The 16,863-nt window shown below is 45.3% G+C and carries 17 protein-coding genes; 15 read left to right on the forward strand and 2 right to left on the reverse strand.

The window, feature by feature from the left end; all coding sequences use genetic code 11:
* On the reverse strand, window positions 1-535 hold a 535-nt coding region (locus tag I6751_RS05320), incomplete at its 3' end, for a MobA/MobL family protein (protein WP_231038030.1).
* Window positions 536-908: 373 nt separating this feature from the next.
* Here I6751_RS05320 and I6751_RS05325 point away from each other — a divergent pair.
* The 15 genes from I6751_RS05325 to I6751_RS05395 all read left to right on the forward strand — a co-directional run bounded on the left by I6751_RS05325 (window position 909) and on the right by I6751_RS05395 (window position 16,188).
* On the forward strand, window positions 909-1,613 hold the full coding sequence (locus I6751_RS05325) for a VirB8 family type IV secretion system protein (RefSeq protein WP_196591950.1): 705 nt from the start codon (window positions 909-911) through the stop codon (window positions 1,611-1,613).
* Between the two features lie 5 nt (window positions 1,614-1,618).
* A complete protein-coding gene (locus I6751_RS05330; protein ID WP_196591949.1) occupies window positions 1,619-2,467 on the forward strand; it encodes a TrbG/VirB9 family P-type conjugative transfer protein in 849 nt (282 codons plus the stop codon).
* 185 nt (window positions 2,468-2,652) lie between these two features.
* Window positions 2,653-3,777 carry a TraB/TrbI/VirB10 family type IV secretion system protein gene (locus tag I6751_RS05335; RefSeq protein WP_196599007.1) on the forward strand — a complete coding sequence of 375 codons (1,125 nt, stop codon included), beginning with the start codon at window positions 2,653-2,655 and terminating at the stop codon, window positions 3,775-3,777.
* Entirely contained in the window at window positions 3,770-6,085 is a 2,316-nt protein-coding gene (locus I6751_RS05340) for a type IV secretory system conjugative DNA transfer family protein (protein WP_196591947.1), read from the forward strand. The genes I6751_RS05335 and I6751_RS05340 overlap by 8 nt, the downstream gene beginning before the upstream one ends.
* A 23-nt stretch (window positions 6,086-6,108) precedes the next feature.
* Complete coding sequence (locus I6751_RS05345) at window positions 6,109-6,483, forward strand: hypothetical protein (RefSeq protein ID WP_196591946.1); 375 nt, start codon at window positions 6,109-6,111, stop codon at window positions 6,481-6,483.
* Window positions 6,470-7,450: an ATPase, T2SS/T4P/T4SS family gene (locus I6751_RS05350; RefSeq protein ID WP_196591945.1), complete on the forward strand. Its 981-nt coding sequence runs from the start codon at window positions 6,470-6,472 to the stop codon at window positions 7,448-7,450. The genes I6751_RS05345 and I6751_RS05350 overlap by 14 nt, the downstream gene beginning before the upstream one ends.
* 14 nt (window positions 7,451-7,464) lie before the next feature.
* The gene (locus tag I6751_RS05355) at window positions 7,465-7,842 is read left to right on the forward strand and encodes a TrbC/VirB2 family protein (protein WP_196591944.1); all 378 of its coding nucleotides are present in this window, start codon (window positions 7,465-7,467) and stop codon (window positions 7,840-7,842) included.
* The gene (locus tag I6751_RS05360; RefSeq protein ID WP_196591943.1) at window positions 7,839-8,108 is read left to right on the forward strand and encodes a VirB3 family type IV secretion system protein; all 270 of its coding nucleotides are present in this window, start codon (window positions 7,839-7,841) and stop codon (window positions 8,106-8,108) included. Before I6751_RS05355 ends, I6751_RS05360 begins: the two co-directional genes overlap by 4 nt.
* Before the next feature lie 15 nt (window positions 8,109-8,123).
* On the forward strand, window positions 8,124-10,598 hold the full coding sequence (locus I6751_RS05365) for a VirB4 family type IV secretion/conjugal transfer ATPase (RefSeq protein ID WP_196591942.1): 2,475 nt from the start codon (window positions 8,124-8,126) through the stop codon (window positions 10,596-10,598).
* A 53-nt stretch (window positions 10,599-10,651) separates the two neighbouring features.
* Window positions 10,652-11,437, forward strand: coding sequence for a type IV secretion system protein (locus I6751_RS05370; protein WP_196591941.1), 786 nt, complete (start codon window positions 10,652-10,654; stop codon window positions 11,435-11,437).
* Window positions 11,438-11,441: 4 nt separating this feature from the next.
* Window positions 11,442-12,575, forward strand: coding sequence for a P-type conjugative transfer protein TrbL (trbL, locus tag I6751_RS05375; protein ID WP_196591940.1), 1,134 nt, complete (start codon window positions 11,442-11,444; stop codon window positions 12,573-12,575).
* A gap of 9 nt (window positions 12,576-12,584) precedes the next feature.
* Window positions 12,585-14,393 carry a transglycosylase SLT domain-containing protein gene (locus tag I6751_RS05380; RefSeq protein WP_196591939.1) on the forward strand — a complete coding sequence of 603 codons (1,809 nt, stop codon included), beginning with the start codon at window positions 12,585-12,587 and terminating at the stop codon, window positions 14,391-14,393.
* Window positions 14,380-14,910, forward strand: coding sequence for a S26 family signal peptidase (locus I6751_RS05385; RefSeq protein WP_196591938.1), 531 nt, complete (start codon window positions 14,380-14,382; stop codon window positions 14,908-14,910). Before I6751_RS05380 ends, I6751_RS05385 begins: the two co-directional genes overlap by 14 nt.
* Window positions 14,907-15,647: a hypothetical protein gene (locus I6751_RS05390; RefSeq protein WP_196591937.1), complete on the forward strand. Its 741-nt coding sequence runs from the start codon at window positions 14,907-14,909 to the stop codon at window positions 15,645-15,647. Before I6751_RS05385 ends, I6751_RS05390 begins: the two co-directional genes overlap by 4 nt.
* Before the next feature lie 79 nt (window positions 15,648-15,726).
* Complete coding sequence (locus I6751_RS05395) at window positions 15,727-16,188, forward strand: DNA N-6-adenine-methyltransferase (protein ID WP_196591936.1); 462 nt, start codon at window positions 15,727-15,729, stop codon at window positions 16,186-16,188.
* 88 nt (window positions 16,189-16,276) lie between these two features.
* On the opposite strand, the gene I6751_RS05400 is transcribed toward I6751_RS05395, so the two are convergent.
* On the reverse strand, window positions 16,277-16,855 hold the full coding sequence (locus I6751_RS05400) for a helix-turn-helix domain-containing protein (RefSeq protein WP_196591935.1): 579 nt from the start codon (window positions 16,853-16,855) through the stop codon (window positions 16,277-16,279).
* Between the last annotated feature and the right edge of the window lie 8 nt (window positions 16,856-16,863).

Consider the following 16,863-nt stretch of genomic DNA (forward strand, 5'->3'; position numbering starts at 1 on the left):
CTCTGGATGAGCGATAGCCCTGCGTTGGTTCACCGGCGCGATTTACCGCATAGTGGTTAAAAAATTTATCCGAAGAAAGTGGCCGGTCGTGTTCGATGATTTTTTCATTGAACATCAGGTGGCAATGGATGTTTCGATGCTGTTTGTCAAAAGTGGCCGCTTTATCATGAATGGCATAGGAATAGACATGATGATCCTTAATGCCGGTTTCTTTTAAAAGCTGCTCAATAAGCTCCATATTTTCAGCAAGCGTGAATTCTTCCTGCAGGGCAAAGCGAAATTCCCGGTAAGCGCGGCCATCCGGCTTGTCACGATGTGCTTCGGCTGCTTCCCAAAACATTCCCGGATTATCGGCCCAGATTGGCATATTTCCAAAAGACGTAAAGGCGAGATCTTCCTCGCGGGTTTCCATATGGGCGTACTCGCCTTCACGGAAAATATAGTCATAATGCGTTTTGGTATTTAGCTTGGAACCATTTTTTCGTGTGCCGTGTGGCGTGTTTTCGAAATAGTAATGGGCCATATTGCTCACCATTGGCAGTCCCAGATCTTTCGGAGCTGCTTTTTCTTTTTAAAATTTGTAAAAATTTTTCGGGCCGTTTATCCGAAGGAAAACGAAGCACGGCAAAGCCGTCTGCCGGAGGCAGCAATTCGGTCCAGCTGGAGGGTGGCGCAACAAAGCTCGTTAGAGTTTTGTGTAAATGCGCATTATGGGTTTTGCCTCTCGACGTCGATGCATTTTTCTACTTATATTATATGAATTTTATCTCTGAAAGTAAAATATATATTATTTTAATTTAGGTAAAAATATTGAGAAGATAGCTTTATTATAGCTGATTTTGCACAAATATTATTATTTACATTTTATTAAAATAATGATAATATTCACCGTAAAGGAGGTAGAATATATGGAACCGCAAACCAAATTTTTTCCTAAAGGGGAGCCGACAGAAGTTTTTGACCGAAAGGCTGCCGGGCCATTTCAATCTGATTTATATAACTTGGCATTAGATAAGGATGTAGCGAAAAAAAGAAATTTGCTGTATCTCGTTCTTTTGATTATCTGTGTGCTTTCCATCATCTTCATTGCGACAACGGCAAATTATAAAACCTATGTCGTGCGCGTGGATAATGCTACCGGGCAGGTGGAAACCGGCGGACAGTTAAAGGCAACAAACTATAAACCGCAAGAGGCCGAAATCAAAACCTTTCTAGCTCAATTTATTGCTGATACGAGAACCATTCCGCTCGATCCGGTCCAATATAAAAATAACTGGAATCGCTCCAAGCATTTCATGACGCAGGAAGCGGCCCAGAAATTCAATACAATGGTGTCGAAAGACAATCCCATTGCGCTCCTTGGGCGTATGACCGTGCAGCCGCAGATCCGTTCCATTCAACTGCAGCCGGGAACAAATGCAACCTATCAGGTTCGCTGGGTAGAAGAGGAATATGCCATCAGCGGCAATACGACGGGGAAAAAAGTCAGTTACGTGGCGCTCTTTTCTATTGTCATTGAGCCGCAGAGCAAAGAGGAAGAATTACTCATTAATCCATTAGGTCTTAAAATTAAGGATTTGACTCTTAGTAAAGAAAATGAAAGCAAGGGGTGACAGCATTGAACCATCACAAAATTTTTATCGCGATAGCTGTAGCGGTTTCGATGTATTCATCGAATTTGCTTGCCCTTGCCGAGCAGAAAGCCTTTTATACAACGGATGATGCCTATGTTTCTGCCTCCAAACTGATGTATGACTATAACGAGGGCAGTGTGTATCAAGTGTATGTACAGCTTGGGCATGTGACGGATATTACGTTGCATCCGAATGAAAAACTGGTTGGGGTATTAGCGGGGGATACGGAGCGCTGGAACATTGACACAGCCAATGTAGATAATACCGTTCATGTTTATATAAAACCAAAGTTTGCCGATATCAGCACAAATTTTATCATCAATACAGATAAACGTTCCTATCGTTTGGCGATATCATCGACGGATACATATAATCCAGTCATTTCATGGGATTATCCGGAAGAAATGTATCGAAAATTGGCAAGTACGGAAGTTTATCAAAATCCTGAAGAGAAAGAATTTATCGATATTTTTACGGAGAAAATCGATGGGCACTATGTAGCCAAAACGATGAACTATTCCTATGAAACCAAGGGCAGCAAAAAGGCGGACGCTGCTTTATTTCCTCTCAAAGTTTTTGACGATGGAACGCGGACCTACATTCAGATGCCAAAGTCTAATAAATATGATTTGCCAGTGCTTTACAACGTAGAAAATACCGACAAAGAAAAATTGATGCTCGTCAACTATAGGATACATGGAGCCTATTTCATTGCGGATCGCGTGTTTATGCATGCCAGACTTCATTATTCCGCCAATGTATATGTAGATATCTATCCGAAAAAAGCAGAAACTGGTTTGTCCAAACGTTTAACAGGTGGTGATGCACAGTGATTTTCGACAAAGTCAAAGGGTTCTTTCATAGAAAGCGGGATGAGGATTTTGGGGACGGGGAAAGCGAAGCGGTTCAGGAACTTGATGCGAAAGAGGAAGAGCAGGCAGGGGAGAGTGGAGAAATCGATTTTTTGGATGACGATGATCCGGAAAGCCGGGCAAAAATCTTAAAGAAAAAAGCCATTATGGTCACAGGCGGCGCAGTTCTGCTTTTTGCGATTACGGCAGCTGCCAGCAATGCGTTTTTTGGGACGAAAGAGAGAGCAGATAAGCCACTTTCCAATCGGGGAATTGCAACTGTGGCTACACCGGCAGAGCAGCTTCCAGATAAATATTCGGATATCGGCAAGTATCAGAAAAATAAAGGGAATGATCTGAATAGCAATGGGAGTCAGGCTGGGCAGGCAACAACTTCGCCAAATACGGTGCAGAATTCCTATCGGCCATCCAGCACGACAACCAGTCGACCCGCTGCAGTAACGTATGTTCCAACAGCACCGGCTACAGTATCCAATAGTAGTTACCGGGATACTGCAGCGGCAGAAGAAGAAAAAGCAGTGAAAGCACAGCAGGCCATTAATAGCAGTGCGTTGGCTTTCAAAATTGCAGCAGCTGTCTCGCAAGGCCAGACGCCGGAATTTACACCGGTTTCTACAGGAGCAGCAGGCGTAATCGAAATACAAAATTCATCGCGGTCTTATGCTTTTTCAGATGATGAACCGCAGGATATGGGCAGTTATGTTTTAAATGCCGGTGCGGTGATTCAGGCAACGCTGCTCACGGGCGTAACCAGTGATGTTCCCAATGGCGATGTCGTGGCCCAGGTCCGGCAGAATATTTACGACAGCCTTACAGGCACGCATTTATTGATTCCGCAGGGTAGCCGGATGATTGGTACTACGGGTGCTACTGGCGGCCTTGGCAATCAGAGAATCAGCGTAGTTTTCAAGCGAATTATCTTGCCTAATGGTGCCTCACTTACACTGCCGAATCAGCAGGCAATTGATGGAACCGGTTATCCGGGACTCATGGATAAGTACAATGAGCATCGCGGTAAGTTATATCAAACGGCTTTTCTAAGCGCACTCTTTAGCGCGGCGGCGCAAAGTTTGACCGGCAATACGTCTGGTAGTGATAAACGCAGTCCGGGACAAGAAGCTGTTTCGGGAGCGGTTGCCTCCATCTTGCAGACCGGGCAGAAACTCATCGAAAAGGATGCCAATATTAATCCGACGATTGAGATTGAGCCGGGCTTTCAGTTCAGCATTTTCGTCAATCAGGATTTAGCCATCGGCGCATACCATGATTAGGTTGTTGTTCTTTTTCCTGCCAGCATTGGCTGGTTTATGGACGGCAACACAAAAGCTGGCCGCTTTGGTCCAATACAATCCCCTTTTGGGTGCGCCGTTTCAAATGAATGGGCAGTCCTACTATTATCCGTGGAAGTATTTCACCTGGTACATGAACTTTCATTCCTATATTCCGGATTTATTCAAACAGACCTATGTCTATATTTATGGTGGCTTTGTTGCTGGGCTGTTGCTTTTGCTGTTTTTACAGCCACCGCGACGGTTGGATTCCCATGGCAGTGCACATTGGGGCGAGTACAAGGACATCTTAGGGATGGACCTGATTTCAGCCAGCGGTGTAGTTGTTGGGTTATATGATAATGCACTTACGCGAACCTTTACTTCCCTGCTTCGTTCGGTGGAGAAAATCAAGCAGGAAAAGGTGTCTTTTGCTGAGATGGCCTTTGATAAGCGTTTAGATAAAAAGATGGACCGCTTAAGTGATCAGTTAATCCTAGGGCAAACCCAATTAAAAGAAATTCCGGAAAATGAACCTGCATCACGGCAGAAGCTAGAAAAGAGACTGCAGGTCTTGCAAAACAAAGTAGAGCATCCGTCAAAATATGAGCCGCAAAGATATGACTTCTATACGGTCTATCCTTGGGTGTGGTTTTACAAAAAAATGCTGCATTTATATATTGTTTGTTCGCATTTTTATCTGCGAGATAACTCCAATAAGCACTTGGCGGTCATTGCGCCAACGCGTTCCGGCAAGGGCGTAGGGCTGATTATTCCAACGCTCCTTGGCGGCTGGAAGGCAAGCGTCATCGTCAATGATATTAAAAGTGAAAATTGGGGGATTACGGCAGGCTATCGAAAGAGGATGGGGCATAAGGTCATCAAGTTTGAACCAACGGCACTGGATGGCAGCTCTGCCCGGTGGAATCCGCTGGAGGAAATTTCGATTGGAACGGCAGCGGAAGTTCCGGCAGCACAGAACTTGGCCTATATTCTAGCCAATTATGAAGGCAAAGCCAGCCTTGACCATTGGGGCGCGAATGCCGCGACGGTCATTACGGTGGTCATTTTGCATCTGATGTATGCGCACTATAGTGATCCGGAGCATTATCCCCATGTCCCAAACCTTTATACAGTGGCCGCCTTTATGAAGGCAAATATCGTTCCGGAATTTGATAAAGACGGCAATCCAGTCATGGAAAATCTAGACGGCGAACTGGTGCAAAAAGTAAATGCAAAAGGCTTTTTGGATACGCTGAAAGCGTTGCAGACCTTTGATCATGTGCCTGACGAAGGCATTGAGCTTGTGGAGTGGGATAAGGTCAGTGAGGCCTATGTGAAAAGAAGATTTACCCCAGAGGATTTAAAGGAAATTTATCCGAATGCGCTGTCTCTCGATTATATGCCCAATGTGCATCCCATCATCTATCAGAACTTTGTCGAGATTTTATCGAAACCAGATAACGAGTGCGGCAGCATTGTTTCCACAGCCAATACGGCGCTAAAGGAATATCTTGATCCAACGTTGGCTAAGAACACGTCTGTCAGTGATTTCTGCATTGATGATCTTATGAATTATAAAAAACCGGTATCACTTTACTTGGTAACGCCGCCTTCCGACCTTTTACGGCTGGCACCGATCTTCCGCTTGTTCTTTGAAATGATGGTCAAGCATCATGCGAAAAGAATCGGTACGTATGAAAATGGGCAAGCCAAAACCTTGTACAAACATAAATGCCTGTTTTTGATGGATGAGTTCTCTGCGTTGGGGAATCTGCAGTCCTTTGCGGCAACGCTTTCCTATATCGCCGGCTATGGCATGAAGGCCTTTTTAATCAATCAGGGACTGCCGCAGATCAACGGCATCTACGGGAAAGACAATCAGATTCTCATGAACTGCCATTTGCAGATTTTTTATGCGCCCAATGACAACGATACCGGCAAATATACGGAATCACTGCTTGGCAACAAGACAATTACGGTAGAAAGCGTTTCAAGCAGCGGCTGGTTTTCCAATAAGAATTACTCAAAGTCGGAAACCGCCAGAGCTCTCATGACGGCAGATGAAATCAAGCGGCTTGGGGATCGGGAAATCATCGTGGCGAGCGGTAGCCCGCCGGTTTTAACCGATAAAGTCAAGTATTACGAAAACGGCTTTTTCCTAAAAAAATTGATGGATGCCCCGGCCGCTAGTGATCTTATCCGCAATAATCCTTATCAGGAGCGGGACCGTTTATTGGAGGCGGCAGCCGAAGAGAAGCGCCAAAGAGAAAAAGTCAAGGAATTTTCTTATGAATATCAAGAGCCATGAGTAGGGAAGAGAGGATGTGAAACATGGCTGGAACAAAAGCAATTCATCGCTTAGAGAAGAAGTTCAGCTTTTTGCAGCAAAAACAAGAGCAGACCATGGCGAAGATTCGACAGGAGATGAAGCGGACCAAAAGGGAGATTGAGGCCCAGCGGCTGGATTTTATTGCCCAAACCATCAAAAAAACAGGCTTTCCTATCGATAAGACGGTGTTGTTGATCGGTGCTGTTCTGGATGCCAAGGAGAAAATTGAGGGAAGTGAAAGTACAGCTGCAATCAATCGCTATATTGAGCTGTATAACGATTTTGCGGCAAAGCAGGGGATTCAAACGCTTGAGGAAGCAGCAGAAGAGGAAAGCATAGACAATTCAGTGGAAGTGAGCGGCTATGGCAGAGAATAAGAATCTGGATGTGATGCTTGGTGCTGCTGTTGTGGACCTGATGCATAGGCCGGACATCACAGAAATTTACAACAACGACGATGGTTTCGTTCGGTATCAGTCAAATGAAGAGGGCAAGGTAAAGTCCAAGATCTTTTTGGAGTCGGAAAAGATTCAAGCCATTATTGAGCTGGTAGCCGGTCAGGTAGGCAAAATTGTCAATGAAGACATTCCTTCGATTTCCGCAGAGATTGCAGGCTACGGGGCCCGCTTTCAAGGTGAGATTCCGCCAATCGTGCGTAAGCCGCAGATGAATATCCGGAAAAAGGCACTTAGAATCTTTTATCTGGAAGATTATGTTGCCAATAAGGTGCTATGCCTCAGCTATAAAAACTATATCGAAAAAGCCATAGCGGCGCGAAAAAATATCTTGATTGTCGGTGGGACAGGCACCGGAAAAACTACCTTTCTCAATGCCATTTTAGCGGCTATTGCCAAAATATCTCCTTATCACCGGATTATCAGTCTGGAAGATTTGCCAGAGCTGCAATGCCCGGCAGATGACTATAGCCCGATGTTTACCAAACAAGACACCGGGCAAGGCGGGATCAAATACAACATGACGCGTCTTTTGGCCGATTGCATGCGCAGGTCGCCGGATCGCATTGTTGTGGGAGAAGTCCGGGATGGCGCTGCCTATACGATGCTCAAAGCTTGGAATACCGGGCATGAAGGCGGTGCTTGTACGGTGCATGCTAATGGTGCCGAGGAAGGGCTGACGCGTATCAAGTCACTGGCGCAGGAAGATCCTGATGCCGCTGGTGATTTAAAGGAACTCATTGGGGAAGCCGTTGATGTAGTGATTTCCATTGCACATGTGGAGCTCGAAGACGGCAAAAAAAGCCGAGTGGTAAATGACATCATTGAAGTTAAGGCCTATGACAGTTTGAAAGACCAATATATTTTGCATCATATAGAAAAAATTTGAGGAGGCGGTTTCCTATGAAAAATGGTTTGCTTGAAAAAATCCGGAAAAAGACGCTGGAAAAGTCTATTGCAGTTATGTTGCTTTTAAATAGTGCTTCAACACAGGCTTTTGCCAGCACGGTCAGTGGTGATCGCGTCGAAGGCATTACTTGGCCGTGGATGAAATTTTTTAATTCGCTGGCGGACCAATTGACAGGACCACTACCCATGACGCTAGGAGCCATGGGGATTGCCGGGGCTGCGATAGCACTCTTTTCCGGCCATGCCGGCGGCGGTACACAGAAGTTTATTGTGCTCATTTTGGCTGTTTCCATTTGTTTGTTCGCACCGAATTTCATGACCTATATTCAGACATCTGCAGGAGGTCTTACCATTGCCGGAGCTACGCCATGAGTCAAAAAGAAGAATTGCCGGAAGGCTATGAAATTCCGATTCATCGTTCTTTGGTAAAGCCTTTGTACTGGATGGGTGTGCCGCGTAATTTGTTTATTGCAGAAATATTGTTTGCCGTATTAGGCGGTATCTTCATGAAAACATGGACCGTTATTTTCGTGGCAATTGCAGCTCATTATTTGTTCCGCTATCTTGGTCAGCAGGACCCGCAGTTTCATCTGGTGTTTTGGCGGGCGAGAGGGCATAAATCTTATTATTATCGCTAAAGGTGGTGAAAGCTATTGTCATTTTTAAAAAGGACGCTCACAGCTAGGTTTTCACAGCAGGTAGGCGTTTTTCATGAAAAAGCGCGGTTGCCCTATCTTTTACCGTGGGCCTTTGTTGATGAAAAAACAGGAGTCGTCCATGGAAAAGATCATTCCATGATGGCTGTGTATGAATTTCGGGGCCCGGATATGGACAGCTCTACGCCCCTGGAGCTCATGCAGTATAACGCTGCCGTAAACAATGTCATCAAAACATTGCCAACGGGCTATGTCCTATATTTTGAGGCGCAACGTCATCTTGCCAGTAAGTACAATGCGGCAAAGATCGACATCCCCATCGTGCAGAAGATGGAGGATGAAAGAGCCGGTTATTATGCCGGTCAGAAGCATTTTGAAACTAGCTATTATTTTATTGTTTACTGTGAACCGCCGCAGCTTTTGAAATCGCGAATTACGGATGCCTTTATTGCCGATGCCAAACACAAAGGGAAGAATAAGGCCGATATGCGGGTCTATTGTGAGACGGTTGAAAAATTTATCAATAACGTCAATCTCATTGGGAATATGCTGCAAAATTGGTTTCCGGAAATGAAACCACTCAATGCCCAAGGCGCTTTAAGTTATCTGCATTCCAATATTTCTACACGGCGTTTTCCTGTGAAAGTGAATCCCGATAAGTACATTACGGATTACATCTGTGACTCGGATGTACTTGGTGGCCGGGAAATGAAGCTGGGTGAAAAGCACATCAAACTGGTTACGATCTTGGATTTTCCGCCAGTATCTACACCGGGGTTTTTTGACGTATTCAACAACATGGATATCGAATATCGCTGGGTATCGCGCTATATTTGCTTATCCAAAATGGACGCCACGGAAGAATTGAAGAACTTTTTAATGCGCTGGAACCAGCAAATTAAGAGCTTTTGGACACAGGTTCGTGAGGCTGTTTTAAAGGAACAACTCAATGATGCTCTTGATGAAACAGCAGTACTGAATAAAGACGATGTCAGCGTTGCCATGCAGGAGCTCGGACAGGATGCCGTAAGCTACGGCTATTACACCATGACAATGCTGGTTTTCGATGACAATAAGGATCGCTGCACGGATAAAGCCAACCGGATACTTGAGGCCGTCAATTCTCTAGGCTATTGCGGTTATATTGAAACAGACAACAGCATGGAAGCATGGTGGGGCTCGATTCCGGGCTGTTACCGGGCCAATATCCGCCGTCCCATCGTGAATAGCTTAAATTTTTGTCACCTTGCCCCGGTCACATCGATATGGCCTGGAGACAGAAGAAATGAATACTTAAAGGGGCCTGTGCTGCTCTACACGGATACGAATGGGTTTACGCCGTTTCGGTTATCCCTTCATGTAGGCGATGTGGGGCACACGTTGATCTGCGGTCCTTCCGGCAGCGGAAAGTCTGTACTACTGAATACTTTGGAAGCGCATTTTTTGAAATATCCGGACAGCAATGTGTTTATCTTTGATAAAGCAGCCTCCAGTCGGGCGCTGACGCTCGCGGTTGGCGGCAATTTCTATAACATTGCTGCCGAAGGTAAAGGCGAGTTATCTTTTCAGCCTTTAGCAAGAATTGATGATGAACAGGAAATTAAATGGGCGAAAGAATGGATCTTGGCGTATTTGAAGCAAAAAAACATAGAAATTACCCCAGTTAAAGATAACTTTGTCTGGAAAGCACTTCGTTCCCTGAAGGAATTTCCCCAGGAGCAGCGCTCCATCTCCACGTTTTGTGAAATGGTACAAGATCAGGAAATTCGGCAGGCGTTGATTCCGCTCACCGTAAAAGGCAGCTATGGCAAGCTTTTCGATAACACCAAGGATGTGTCCGGTATCGGGCGCTGGCAGGTGTATGAAATGGAAACGCTTATGAGTACCCCTGCGATTGTGCCATCGACACTGGATTATCTTTTCCATCGTATTGAATCGCGGTTAAAGGACGCAGTGGGGCCTTCTCTGATTTTACTTGACGAATCTTGGCTGTTTTTTGACAATGAAGCCTTTAAGCAGAAGCTTCGGGAGTACTTTAAGGACATGCGCAAAAAGAATACCTCCATTATTTTTGCTACGCAGAATCTTTCGGATTTAGCCAATAAACCGGAACTTCTAAATACAGTGATGGATAATTGCCCGAACCGGATTTATCTGGCAAATAAGAATGCGCGGACCGCGCAAAATCGGGAGCTTTATAAGGCCTTTGACTGCAATGATAAGCAGATTGATATGATTGCCAGCATGACACCAAAACGCGATTATTATTATTCCTCAGAAAAAGGAAATCGTATTTTTCGGCTCGCACTGCAGCCTGCTGAAATCCCGTTCGTTACGGCGACAGCTAAGCAGGATCAGCAGGCGATGAATCGGATCTTAGCGGAATATGGCCGTGAAAACTTTATCCAAAGATGGTTTGAGTACAAAGGCTATGAGGAGGAGTGGCAGGATTACAGGGAACATTATTTGTAGAAAAATATAGGGGGTTCATAATGGACCCCCTGCGAAGGAGAGGAGAAATTCAAATGGCGGCTGTTCGAAACCACTTTACGATGGGAATTGTAGGAGCTTTTTTGCTGGTAGCGCCCATGGCCGCGCAAGCATCCATCCCGGTCATTGACAGTGAAAATATTCTGCAGCAGATCAAAACCTATACCGAAACGCTTCAGGTTGTGACGAATACGGCGCAGCAAATTACGTTGCAGATGAAGGAACTCACGGCACTGCCGGAAACCGTTCTGGATAGTTATAAAGATGCCTTGAATAACAGTATGTCTTCTATCAATACGGCCATGAAAAAATCCGGGTTCTTTACAGAGGACACAGCATGGAATAGCTATTGGCAAAGTACCTTTCCTAAAATCGCCGTAGATACCTATGCGCAAACTTCTTTGGCCGAGCAAAATGTGAACACGACGCTGCAGGAAATCTTATCTATGCGAAATCGGGATGATGTAACGACATACCATCAGCTCATGACGGAGCTTGATGCTTCCAGAACACGACTAACGGATCTGTTGGAGCAAAACAAATCGCCCGAAGGCAGCAAACAGGCACAGCAGCTTGCCAATGAGATTGCGGCGGAAAAGGCGCATATCGACAGCGTTCATACAGCACTTCAAGCCTTAACTGCGCAGAATCAGGTGATGAAGAATCAGGCGGAGGTGCTGGAAAAGCAGAATCATCAGGCGGTTGTTAATGCTGCGATACAGGCCGAAGATGCAGCACTTACGAAAATGCAGCAGGAAGTAACGAAAACCGTGCCTGCCCTTGATGATCCCTGGCAAACCTATGGCCATGTGAGGTGGTGAGCGCGTGGATTTTGCAAGCAGTGATTTTTTGACGGAATTACTGAAATTTTTCGAGCTGCACAGCATTACGGGCTTTTTAGCCTTGCAGCCCTATGCGTGGCAGCTCGTTTCTGTTTTGGCGGTTATTGATGTTTGTACAACTTGGACACTGTATAGCGCGGAGCTGCGGATGGCCGCCGTGATCAGCCGGGTGATGAAGGTCGGATTTTTCCTTTTTCTCATTTTGCAGTGGGATAAAATCAATTCGGCTATTTTAGTTTCATTCCAATATGCCGGACTAACAGCTGCCGGGGTAACACCATCTAGTGATTGGATTGCACCGAGCAAGATATTGGAACAAGGATTTGAAGTTGTCGGCGGTCTTTTGAAAGCATTTAATGAAACCGGCATAATGAGCAATGGGGGCCTCGGAAAATGTTTTATGTACCTACTGTCTACAGTCATTACCTTAGGCGCTTTTTTCTTTATTACCTTACAGATTCTTTTGACGAAGATTGAATTCAATGTGTTTGCTTCGATTGGTGTCATTTTGCTGCCGTTTGGGGCCATTCGCTATACGTCCTTTTTATTTCAGCGCGTCGTAGCTGCTGTTTTCAGTTTTGGCATCAAATTGATGGTCATGTATTTCCTGATTGGCCTATTTAATTCGTTGGCAGGGGATGTAAAAGCCATTCCGGCAACCGAATCGTTCGCAAACATGCTTCGCATGTCCTTATCCTATGCAGCCATGGCCTTTCTTACATGGCAGCTGCCGAATCTGGCGGCAAGCATGATGAATGGGCAGCCTGCCATGGATGCCGGAGCTGCGATTGGCGGGGCAAGAATGGCAGGCACAGCTGTCGTTGCTGCTGTGAGCGGTGGCGTAGGCGGTGCGGTAACAAAGGCAGCTTCCACCTACGGCAATGCAAGAGTGACAATGAATGCGGCCCGCGCCAGTCAAGCTGTGAGCGGGGGTTCGCTTTCCGGCAATTTTGCCAAAACCATGATGCGGCAAAAATTTGCCAATAGCACCATTGGCAGATCCTTGATGCGTGGGGCCAACAATGCCATTAATCATCATGAGGATTATAAAAACCTGCGGTCGGGCAGAGCATTTGAAGAAGCACAGAGAAACCGCAATGACTATGGCAACAAGTAAGGTGTGCCTATGAGAATAAAACAAATTTGTGTGGCGATAGGCATTTTTCTATTAGTAAGCATGCCGGCTGTCTTTGCCGCAGCACCGTTTGCCGGAGGCGAAGTGACGGCGCCATTTGGTGAAGAAGACCATCTGGGGCATACGCATAAAGGATTGGATGTCGGTACTTCGTCCGGCACGCCGATTCTTGCTCCATTCAATGGCACCGTCGAGCATGGCGCAGGCAATGGTTTTATTTATTGGGTGCTTATTACGGGAGACAATGGGGAAGCACTTCTTTTCGGCGACTGCAATCCGGATACCTTGATTTGTCCGGATGGCACGGTAGCGGAAGGTACATTGATTGGCTATACCGGCGGCGATGTCTATGAAGGCGAGCTTGGCACCTCGACCGGGGCGCATTGTCATCTGGAATATTGGCCTTCTGGTTATTACACGGGCTCGGTCATAGATCCATCTTCCCGATTGGTAGCGCTGGGGGTTAACCTTAGCGGGAATGGCAGTGTAAATCCGGGAAGTGGACAAAAAGGAAGTGACAATATTTCACTGCCGTGGGGCGTGGCAGCGATGTATCAGCTGGGAGATTCCCTAAATCAGCTGATGGAACAAATGGTGACGACTTTATCAAAAGGCTATAGCGGCCTGCAGACGGCAGGACTTGCCTTGTTATTTGTCCTGGCAATCCTTGATCTGACGCTGCCGATTATTGTCGCCGGTCTGGAGACTTCCTTGAATCAGGTCATTACGAAAACCTTTAAATACGGTTTCTTGTTTTTGATTTTTACCAATTGGCAGCGAATCATCAACGATTTTTTTCTGAGTTTTGTAAGTTCGGTATCGGGCACCTTTATTCAAGATCCAACGATAATTGCCGATAACGTGTCACAGCCGCAGCTTTTGATGCAAAAATGCGTGTATCTGGTTACGCCGGGACTCAATAAAATTGCGTCGTTCGGTTCGATGGATTTTGTCCGGAATTTCGGAACGATCCTGCCGATTTATCTCATTACCTTTTTGACCATGGGCATATTTTTCTTTCTGTCCTGTTACATCATGCTCGTCTATATCGAATTTTATTTTTCGGCTTCGGTGGCACTTTGTACCGGACCGTTTGCCGCCTTGGGGTTTACGAAATTTGTGGCTGAAGGGAGTTTCGGCCATCTGGTATCTACAACTATAAAGCTCATGATTTTGTCCGTGATGGTCGGGCTGTGCGTTTTCTGCATCAAGGATGCCAAGCCGCAGGACCTTTTTACCATGAAAACACCGGCAGTAACCCAGACGGGATCAGGCAGTGTTTCCGGACCGGCAGACTTGGTAGCTTTGGCGACAGAAAAGGCGCAAAAATATAACATTCCCGTTACGCTTTTCTTGGCACAGATTCAGGCGGAGAGCAGTTGGAACTCGCAGGCGGTCAGTGCGGTTGGCGCGGAAGGCTTAGGTCAGCTTATGCCGTCTACTGCTGCTGGGCTGGGCTGCTATGATTCCTTTAATCCGGAGCAGAATTTGGAAGTCTCGGCAAAGTATATGCGGGGGCTGTATGAACAGTTTGGTGATTGGAACTATGCTTTGGCCGCTTATAACGGTGGACCTAATAGTATTTCCAGGAATGAGCCGCTGCCAGGATGGGCACAGGCTTATGTAAATCAGGTCAATCGGAATTTGTCAGGAACCTATACCGTAAATAATGGAATTACTGCAGAAGCCATGTCAAAATATGTGCTGTTCTGCTTATCCTTAATTGGCTTAGCGATATTAACCTTCCGTGTGCCAAAGTCCATTATGAATGCCTTGGGAGGTCGTTATGAATTGTCTTAAGAGTGGGCAGAAAAAACTCAAGATATTCATGATAGCTATACTTTTTGGCATTGCCGTATTAGGTGCAGTAAATATTTTTGTCGGAAAACTATTTTATATCAATTCTACAGATTCTGCGCCAAGGGGAATTTATCTAATTTCGCTTAACCAGAATTTGCACTATGGAGATTATGTCATCGTAGCGCTACCGGTGGATGTGCCAAAGCTTCATGTGGAAAAAGGCTTTTTGCTATTAAAGCAGGTTCGGGGATTTCCAGGCGATAAATATACGGTTTCTGATGATGCGTTAGAGCTTTGCGGGAAAGCCTATAAAATTTTTCAACAGGAAGGATTGCCGCAGTTAGAAACTGGCGAAAGGCAGGTGCCGGATAATGAAATGCTGCTTTTAAATGATAGGGAACTTTCTTTTGATTCCCGGTATTTAGGGCCAATTTCAAAAGATTTGATTGTAAAGAAAGTAGACTTGCTTGTACCCTATGAACCGTTTACTTGTTTTGTAAAGAAGGTGATTGAATGAGAATCCGTAAAGCAGCTGTTGTTGTTTTTACTATTGCAATGCTTAGCGGATCTTCTCTGATTGCGCAGGCCTGGTGGGGAGAGCTGTTATATCCGGGAGCATATGTCTTTGATGCCAAGCGTTTCGCTGACAACGTAAAAGAAACAGAACAGGCTATTGCTGCGGTGCAGAATACCCTAGAAAATTTGAATAACAGAATCTTGATGATAACAGGCATAAATTCTGAACTGAAAAATGTTTTTAAAGCTGTGCAAGGAAGCGGCGATATGCCAACAAGAAAAAGTGCGGCAGAGCTGGATACAGTTTTTCGGGAGGTCCAAGGAAAGGCGGATCCTGATGAACCGTATGAGATGCTTCTTTATAGCAGTTTAGAAAGTGTGAATCAAGATGTTGCCAATACCGCGCAGAAGGTGTTTCAAAACCAGCAGCTTAGGGGAACCGCACAAGAAGAAATTTTACAGGCGGGAACAGCAGGCCTTTTGGGTGAGAAGCAAAAACAAAATGCAACAGTGGTTTTAGAAGCATTGGAAGGCATTGATCAGGCACAGATCAAGGGTTCAAAATTTATGAAGCAAGTGACCATGCAGGAAGCAGAGTATACGGCCAATCGCATTGAACGGGAAAAAGCCAGGGATGGAGAATTTTACGGTTATGATCCCTACCATCCAAACGAATACGATATGCAAAACCGGGTAGTGAAAACGAAAAGTTTGGGTTTTATGCAGTATGGGGAATGAAAAAATCGTTGGATTACTGCACTGAAAAAATTGAATTTGGCTTGAATCTTACTAAGCGAATATGGAGCAATGATTATTTATGAGTGATTTAGCCGTGCATTTCTCAAGTAAAACCGATGAATGGGAAACACCGTGGGATTTTTTTGAGAAATTTAATGCAGAATTTCATTTCAAACTAGACGTTTGTGCTACGGTTCAAAATACAAAGTGTTGTGAATGGTTTGATAAAAAACTTGATGGCTTAAAGCAAGAATGGCCGCCCTGTGCTTGTTGGATGAATCCGCCTTATGGAAGAGAAATCGGTAAATGGGTAAAAAAAGCTTATGAATCATCCTTGAACGGTTCTACCGTGGTTTGCTTGCTGCCATCAAGAACAGATACAAAATGGTGGCATGACTATTGTATGAAAGGCGAAATAAGGTTTATTCGCGGCAGGCTTAAATTTGGTTGTAGCAAAAATGCAGCCCCATTTCCAAGTGCAGTGGTCATATTCAACCCCCATAAGCAAAGCGGTAGTACGGGCATTCAACAGGCAGGCTAATTTATTCGGGGCAAGACATGTTGCTCTAATTTAGAAAGAAACGAAAAAGAGCAGGGTCCCTGCTCTTTGCCCAGACAGATAAAAAGGTTTATTTTTCTTTGGTAAAGGATGAGACAAAGAGCTCCAAACATTGACGGCAAAGCTTGAGCTTATCATGGGAAAGTGAATTCAATAGCTTATTGATGCGTGTCCGTTCCCAATCGGCAGCCGTATCCTCTAAAACCTGTTTTGGCGAAATTGGCTGGTTGTTTTCGCCATAGAGCAGCCATTCCAAGGAAAATCCCATTTTGCCAAGCTTTTGGATGACTTCGGCAGAGGGAATGGTGCCATGTTCAATGGAGGAGAGGGCCGATTGACTGATGGCTAAGTCTTTGGCGAATTCTTCCTGTGATTTGTCGTAATACACACGGATGACTTTGATGCGCTGGGCTAAGGTATCTGCTTCTTTATCCACGGAAGCGTCCTTAGCTGGGGTTTTTCCCGAAAGAAAATCGGTTGTGACATCAAACATTTCTGCGATTTTTTTGAGAATCTCTGGTGCCGGCTCATCCTTACCGGTTTCATATAAAGAAATTTGTACTTGGGTCGTATTTAAAAGATCAGCCAGTTCGCCCTGCGTCATCTTGCCTTTTCTTAATTCTTTTAAACGTTTTGCAAATTCACTCAACCAAATCA

Origin of the sequence: Pectinatus frisingensis, assembly GCF_015732285.1 — a bacterium.
GTDB lineage: Bacteria > Bacillota > Negativicutes > Selenomonadales > Selenomonadaceae > Pectinatus > Pectinatus frisingensis.

Excerpts from the sequence above, each read along its gene's own strand:
- I6751_RS05335 (WP_196599007.1), top strand. The coding sequence starts at position 2,653 with ATGGTCACAGGCGGCGCAGTTCTGCTTTTTGCGATTACGGCAGCTGCC.
- I6751_RS05350 (WP_196591945.1), top strand. The coding sequence starts at position 6,470 with ATGGCAGAGAATAAGAATCTGGATGTGATGCTTGGTGCTGCTGTTGTG.
- I6751_RS05385 (WP_196591938.1), top strand. The coding sequence starts at position 14,380 with ATGAATTGTCTTAAGAGTGGGCAGAAAAAACTCAAGATATTCATGATA.
- I6751_RS05360 (WP_196591943.1), top strand. The coding sequence starts at position 7,839 with ATGAGTCAAAAAGAAGAATTGCCGGAAGGCTATGAAATTCCGATTCAT.
- I6751_RS05355 (WP_196591944.1), top strand. The coding sequence starts at position 7,465 with ATGAAAAATGGTTTGCTTGAAAAAATCCGGAAAAAGACGCTGGAAAAG.
- I6751_RS05345 (WP_196591946.1), top strand. The coding sequence starts at position 6,109 with ATGGCTGGAACAAAAGCAATTCATCGCTTAGAGAAGAAGTTCAGCTTT.
- I6751_RS05380 (WP_196591939.1), top strand. The coding sequence starts at position 12,585 with ATGAGAATAAAACAAATTTGTGTGGCGATAGGCATTTTTCTATTAGTA.
- I6751_RS05370 (WP_196591941.1), top strand. The coding sequence starts at position 10,652 with ATGGCGGCTGTTCGAAACCACTTTACGATGGGAATTGTAGGAGCTTTT.
- I6751_RS05395 (WP_196591936.1), top strand. The coding sequence starts at position 15,727 with ATGAGTGATTTAGCCGTGCATTTCTCAAGTAAAACCGATGAATGGGAA.
- I6751_RS05325 (WP_196591950.1), top strand. The coding sequence starts at position 909 with ATGGAACCGCAAACCAAATTTTTTCCTAAAGGGGAGCCGACAGAAGTT.
- I6751_RS05390 (WP_196591937.1), top strand. The coding sequence starts at position 14,907 with ATGAGAATCCGTAAAGCAGCTGTTGTTGTTTTTACTATTGCAATGCTT.
- I6751_RS05340 (WP_196591947.1), top strand. The coding sequence starts at position 3,770 with ATGATTAGGTTGTTGTTCTTTTTCCTGCCAGCATTGGCTGGTTTATGG.